Consider the following 7,088-nt stretch of genomic DNA (forward strand, 5'->3'; position numbering starts at 1 on the left):
GCCAACAGGATCAGTATACGGTGTTTGATGTGCAACAAACTCTTGGAAGGCGTTATTTGACTTCCAACCGTCAGTGCCCGCTCCCGTACTCATGTGCTCAATAAGCGTAATACCGTCCATGGACGACTTGGTCCAGTCGCCCGTGTAGCCATACAGCTGTTCACCAAGTACTTGGAGGATCGACTTTTTAGTTTCACCAGGCTTAATAGGCACACCATGTTCGTCAAGCTTGGAAATATCCATGCCCTTCTTAATGTAGAGAACCTTCGGGCCCGTTTTGCCGTCTTTCCACGCACGTCCTGCCGCAGGCTTAAACGATACAACCACGCTATCAGGTGGAACGGTACCATCTTCGCTCTTTTGCACAATGTAGGGAATTTTCTCATACATTGCAACATACGCGGCATTATCAGTAGGTTTAATGTCTTTGTAGTGATCTTTTGCCCCAATATCAGGCTTAAACGTTTTCCACTTAAAGTCGGCTGGCAAGGTATCGGGCGCAGCAGACCCTGCAGATGTGCCGACCACTTCTTTCCAACCGCGGAATACATAGTGGTAACCATCTGCTTCAAAGTCGCGTCCTGCAGCCGATGGCACATCAAGCGTATAGGTGCCAGCAGGTGCAGCAGCAGTTCCAGCGTACACATACGCCGCAAGCGTTTCGTAATCGCCTTCGGTTTGAGCCGTTTCACGACCTGTCATAATACCCTGTGACGGCTTCGACTTAAACGTATATTTCTTGTAGTAGGTTGCAACATCCTGTGGATTATATTTGCTCAGTTCGCCCTGCAAAAATGCGCGTGGCATAATCGTATAGAAGAACGGCACCTTTTTCTTTACGCGATACCCTTCTCTACCAGCTTCAACCTCAATGAATATCTTGTGCTCGCCCGGCGTAGAGTTATCAAGCGTCGTAACAACATGACCCGCTTCATCAAGGAAGCGATACGTAGCCAATTTGCCCGGCAACGCATCTTCTTCATTTTTGTACTGATCGGCATTTTGGATAAGACTCTTCGCGGTTTCGCCTGCTGCAAGCACAGGATTGCCTGGCAGCACATAACGATGCGCCACCGCCACAGGGTCAATCATCACAAAATGCTTGGTGTAGGTACGGTCTTTGGCGTCGTGCCCATCAAAGGTAAAGCCGTCTATCGCCTGAAATCCCTTATCAGGAACGGGTGTTGGCGCGTTGATATTGTTTACCTTGTATTTGTCAAGAACAACAACATTGGTAAGCGTATCAAGCGTTTCAGGTTTCATACCACCGCGCCCATCGGGCACAAGACGCGACAAGCGTCCATTTTGATCGGCGGTATAGTTTACCTTGTAGTAACCCGGAGGCGTTTCTGCCTTGGGGTCGGAGCCCACAAAGGCGTTTTCCGTCTTTTTGAAGTGTGCAATAAATACTGTTTTGTGGTCGAACGTTTGAGAATTAGCAGGTAAGCGATTGGCGCCTTCAAATTTTTGACCATCATAATAATCTTCAGACGTCCACCCCACAAACGTGTAGCCCTCTTTTGCAACAGGGGTTGGTAGCGGTAGTTGATACGCTTTTGTTCCATTTACCGCATCGAGCACAATTTCTTGCACATTACTTTCAGGGGCGGTTGGATCAAACGCAAACGGCTTTAATTCACCGCCAGGCTGGGCAGATACTTTTGAAACAACCTTATTATTCTCTACAACAAGCTCGGTTGATTCTGTTTTGAACACCAAACGCGAATAATGATCAGGGGTTACCTGCTTGTCATTCGAGCGTTTCAGAATGCGTACGTCATCGTAGATAAATTTATAATCGTAACTAGGTTTATAGCTTCCATCTGCTTCTGGCTTAATCACGAATTGATATTGTGGCGCAATATCTTTTCGCAGCACATAGCCGGGAATAGTTTTCGCTTCAACAACGTTGTAATTGAGCTTATTGGTAGTATACACAGACACATTGCCTGGTTGCGGCTCTGCCGGCGCAATTTCGTTGCCTTGCGCATCAATATAGTGCACCGTATAATTGCGCTTTGCGTACGGCTCGTACACAAACTCTGCCGTATTCTTTTTTGGATCGTTATTTACCACAAAGGTCGAGTATGTATGATCGGGGAAATACTCGTCATCACGATACCCCGCTTGCACCGAGGTAGCAGAGCCGGGGCGCAGTTCATGCAGCGTTTCGGTACGCACGTTATGAATCAAACTCTCAAGTTTCGTGCGGTCTCCCGTGCGCTCTGCTTCTGCTTTTGCATCTTCGTATTGCTTAATGGTGCAACCAGGGTTCAAGAACACTTGCCGCACGGTACCCTCTACGCGCTTGTCTTCGACCCACTCGGCGCGCACCTCCAAATCGTCCACAACAGGCGTGCTAAATGCAAACGGCAACCAGTGATCGTTCCCGTGAATATCTTTTGTTTTTACTTGCCAGCCGTAGAACACATAGCCAGGTCTATCCGCTGGAAGCGGGAATTCATCTTTTGGAATATCTTTTTTGTCGCGCACGAGGCCATCGTTTTTCGCTTTGTGCGCATGATGGCCGTGTGTAACGAAAACCTCAGAGTGTGCGTTTGGCATATCGCTGCGGTTCATGTTTACGGTAATTTTGTGCGTGATTTGCGAAGGCACCCAGTGTGCATAGAGCGTTAAGCCAGCATCGGGAACTACGCGCTTAGTGGTTTGTTTCTTAACGTACTCGATAATGTCCTGTGCAGTCATTGCCGTGCCGTCGGATTTCATGTGCGGGATAAGCACCTGCGAACCATTGGCGTCAAGCGCCCAGCCGTCGAACACGTAGTCTTTGGGCAGATTATCGGGTCGTTTGATGAAGTAGTCTTTGCCATTGAGCTGGAAACGATAGGTACCAGGGAACTGCTCGGGTGCTTGTCCTTCAGGCGTATACGGCGTGATGGTAGGCGTAAGCGTAGTGCCGTCGTCGCTTATGTGTCCGCCGACAATAAAGTCTTTTTTGAAGAGATCGGTGTCAAAGGGCGACTGTATGGTAGCAGCATGTCCTTGCGCATCTTCAACATCTGATGATGCGTCGTTGTGGAAGCGTATGGTAGGCGTTGTGCGATCGTAGGTCCACACAAGAATGGCGCTAAAGGGATACTTAACAGGTACTTCTTTGGGGTTACCCTCCTTATCAAGTCCTTCTTGAACGTATTCACCTTTGCTGTTTTTCTTATAGGTAAAGTCAAATGCGTCTTTCCATTTTTCGTAAACGTACGCCTTAAAGCGCTCTTTTTCTGAAGTGGCTACCATGCCGTCTACAAGATCAACAGGCTTCGATTCGCCTTTCGATTTAAGATATGCACAATAGTCTTGATACAGCAGCTCATACACGCATTGCATGTGCGTTTTTGGTATCGAGGCATTTGGAGCAAGTATGGGTTTTTGCTCTGAATTGCCAAAAAAATACTCGTCTTCATTATTCCAAATAGAAGGATCTCCACTTGATGCACTTTTGTGCGGCGCATACCCAATAAGCTTTGGTGGTTCAAATCCATTCCAACCAAGTAAACTCGATTTGCTAATGTCTCCGTCTCTGTATATATAATTATACTGGGTGTACGACATCACGCTTAGTTTGTACTGCGGTTTTGCGCTGGGGTATTTAAGTCGTGCCGCAGCAGATTCAGGTGTTTCTACACGTATCACTACATGGAAAGGCCCATTTGATGGCTTACCCGTGCTAAATTGCCTCGTGTCCATAGGATAGGGCGTAAAAAGCCGCTGGTAGGGGTTGTAGTCGTAGCTACCTACCTCAGCAGCAGATGGACTTGTGTTTTTGCGATAATGCCTATTAAAGCAGAAGAAATCTTGTTTGTTGTAAAAGTCTGCGCCTTCTACTTCACGCGTGTAGTACACATCTTCAAAACCAAAGCGATAGGGTGGCGTATCAAACACATTATCGCCATCTGGTTTGCCCTTATGCGTGTTGGTAGCGTCACCAAGTATGTATAAGCCCATATTCGCCTGAGGCTCTTCTGTTGAACCGGCGATATAATCTCCGTTTAAATCATATTCTCTATTAACCGGGCTATAGGTAATTTGAGATGTCTTTGGAAATTCTATACCGGGTCGCAACTCTTCGTTAAAGCGCACTTTAATAGCGTATGCAGAATTAAGTGTATCTTTATCGTATGTCCATTTTTTCCCGCCTATCGTAACCGTGGTGCTGCTGCCTCTTGCATTATTCTTATAGTCGGGGTCGCCAGGTTTGGAAGAATCGACGTAATCTGTACTCTTCTTCAACCCATCAGGCTTAGCAAAGTAGTAGGTATACACCTGGCGGTCATACACCGCGTTCAGCACGGTTGTGCCATCGGGACGCAGCTTATACAGCGGACGCATTTCTTTTGCACCAAACCACTCAGGCGCTTCGCCGGCGTTCAGCTTATTTTCTAGCTGGTAGTTTGGCTTATAGAACTTATCAAACAACAAATCATCCGCAAGCACTTTTTCAACGTCAGCTTTTATACGATCATTGGTGGTGTCCAGCCCGTCAAAGTGCACCTGCTTGCGCTCGTCTGCGGTAAGTGTGCCTTTGATAACGCGATATTTCCCATTCAATAAATCTGTTGGCGCATCAAACGATTTGTCGTATTTCGTGAATTTATTTTCAATGTTCTGGTCGCTTTTGCCTTTACGCAGTACACGACCAACGTAATCGTAGTTGTCAAGACTATTCGGATCGTTGGGCTTTACCAGGCGCGCTTTTTGCACCCACACGTTTACCCAGTAGCTTGTTTCTTCATGGGCGGGCCTCCAGTGCGCTACAAATTCAACATCGTTATCAGGTAATGTTTGTTCCGTAAAGTTTGGAGCGAGCGATGGCGCCTCGTGTTCCTTGCCCTTAATGCCCTTAACGGTCCAACCTGTAAATTCATAACCTCTGCGCGTTGGATTGTTTACCTGCAACATTTTTTCGCCAAATTTGTACACATGACCCTGAATGGCAGTGCCGCCTTGCACGTCGTAGGACACTTCGTGCTTTTTCAGCAGGTAGCGAAGCTCAAACACTAAATGCTTTGGCCTATCTTTTGCACTCGGATTAGTAGCTTCTGTTGTGCTTGGATTAGTAGCTTCGTCTTCATCTGCTTCCGTATAATAGGCATCATCTGGAATGGACGAGCCTACCAAATTAGGCTCTGGGCTATAGCCCTCAATGTTTACTGGCTGAGCAAACACACGTGAACCAACCAAACCTATTGCTTTACTTACACAAACGGTATGCCAGTGTCCCTCTTCATCTTGAAGCTGAACTTTATCGTTAAGCCCTGTGTACTCTATAAAAGGTTTTGAACGCTCATCGCTCGGGTCGGTAATGCGCGGATCGTAATTAGGATTTTGAAGCATGTGGCGTACATAAAAGGTAACTTGCTTCGGGTTATACTCAAGCGTAAACTCGCTAACAACATTGTCATCTTTGCTTAAACGCCTGTTTTTATACTGGTCAATGAAGTGTCTATCAATTCTCATATATGTTTGCACCGAAGCATTTTGTTCGGTATCAAGCACAAATTTACCTGCCGCATTTTTCACATATTTCCCGCGCGGAGCAACGTATCCTTTAGTGGTAGGTACGGGAATATAGACTCCCTCAGCATCAGGTTTGCTAATTTCTTCAAGCTTAGCTTCGGTAAACGAAAATTCAGTAGGCTGAAGCAGCTGCTTCGTTACATTACCTGAAACCGCATAGCGTACTGTTAAGTTGTAAACTGTTTTGCGCTCATTTTCAGGACGAGCCACTTGACCGTTTGCTGTTCGTACGTCGCCCGCGGTAGGATTTTGAACATTTGGACGCACTACCTGCTGGTTTGACGTATCATTGGTGCGCGGATTCGAGCCGTTTGGCTGACCGGGCGTTGACGTTGGTGCTGATGATGCACCTGGTGTTGCACCTAGTGTTGATGATGTACCTGATGTTGACGGTGTTGCGCCTGGTGTTGCACCTGAAGCGCTTGCGACAGCTGATGTTTGGGCGGCGCGTGATGCGTTTGCAGCACGCGATGTGCTTGCGGCATGCGATGTACTTGCCGCATCTGATATTTCGTCTACTCCACCACCAGCCGATCTATCCATCGCTGCATTAATATGCACCGAGTGTGTATGAGTGGTCAACGATTCCAATTGAGAAGCTGATGCTTTAGCCTGCTTGGACGATGCTGCCGACGCTGATGGTGTTGTGTGAGCGCTACCCGCATCCTGTAGTAATTGTTCAGGTGTAGACGAAGTAAGCGGTTTGGTATAAGAAATTTGTGGTGGCGTAAGCGTCATCGACATATCTTTACCTTGAAGTGCAAGCGCAGGACTTACCACTACAAGCGATGATGCAAGCGCAACACCTGCAACAACCCCTGCAGACGAAGTGTTCACTTTCGTAAGCAACGATGCTGATTCCCTGGCGTGAGCAGGGTGTTTACTGCGTGATTTATGGGAAGTACTACGTGAAGAAGTGTGTGTGTTTATTGGCATCGATTGATCATCGTACAGTCGTGCATGATTCCCACGCACGCGCGCCACTGTTTTGTTTTTCGTATTTCCTTTGTTATCCATAATTCTGCTCCACCTCTACACGTTAAACCTCAAACCACACAACATGCAAATATAATTATAATTGCTATAAATATAGGCAAAATAATACTAACAAGTTACATACTATACGCCGTATAGCAATAGGCGCACAAATTTAGTATAGCTATTCACTATCACCTAGTAAATTCATCGTATACAAGAAATTAAATTTTATACATTTTAATCATAGAAAAGCGAATATATCAGCGATTAAGGTTGTAAATAAACGTTTGATAGAAACAAAAATTAAATTTCAGCAAGTACATAATGAGCGCTAAACGGTGCTAGAGAATGAGAAAGAATTTCAGTAGGAAGAAATATAGAGATGCTGTTTCGTGTAGGTATGCATTTCGCGAAGCTTGATGCCATGGTGGCATAGAAGCTGCTATACAAGCCATACAACACCAAGGTGCAACACTGCGAACGTAAGCACGAGCGCAAGCAAAGTCCTCGAGCTTAAAGGTGCAAAAAGCCAGCGCAGCTCAAGTTTGTATTCAAGCACAAAAAAAGACCCCCGAAGG

At 46.4% G+C, this 7,088-nt stretch carries 1 protein-coding gene; it reads right to left on the bottom strand.

Annotated features, from left to right (window positions below):
• Positions 1 to 6,549: InlB B-repeat-containing protein (locus HMPREF3190_RS04445; protein WP_449676200.1), on the bottom strand; the 6,549-nt coding region annotated here is incomplete at its 3' end.
• Positions 6,550 to 7,088: the final 539 nt, after the last annotated feature.

Source organism: Umbribacter vaginalis (assembly GCA_001552935.1).
Lineage (GTDB): Bacteria > Actinomycetota > Coriobacteriia > Coriobacteriales > Eggerthellaceae > Berryella > Berryella vaginalis.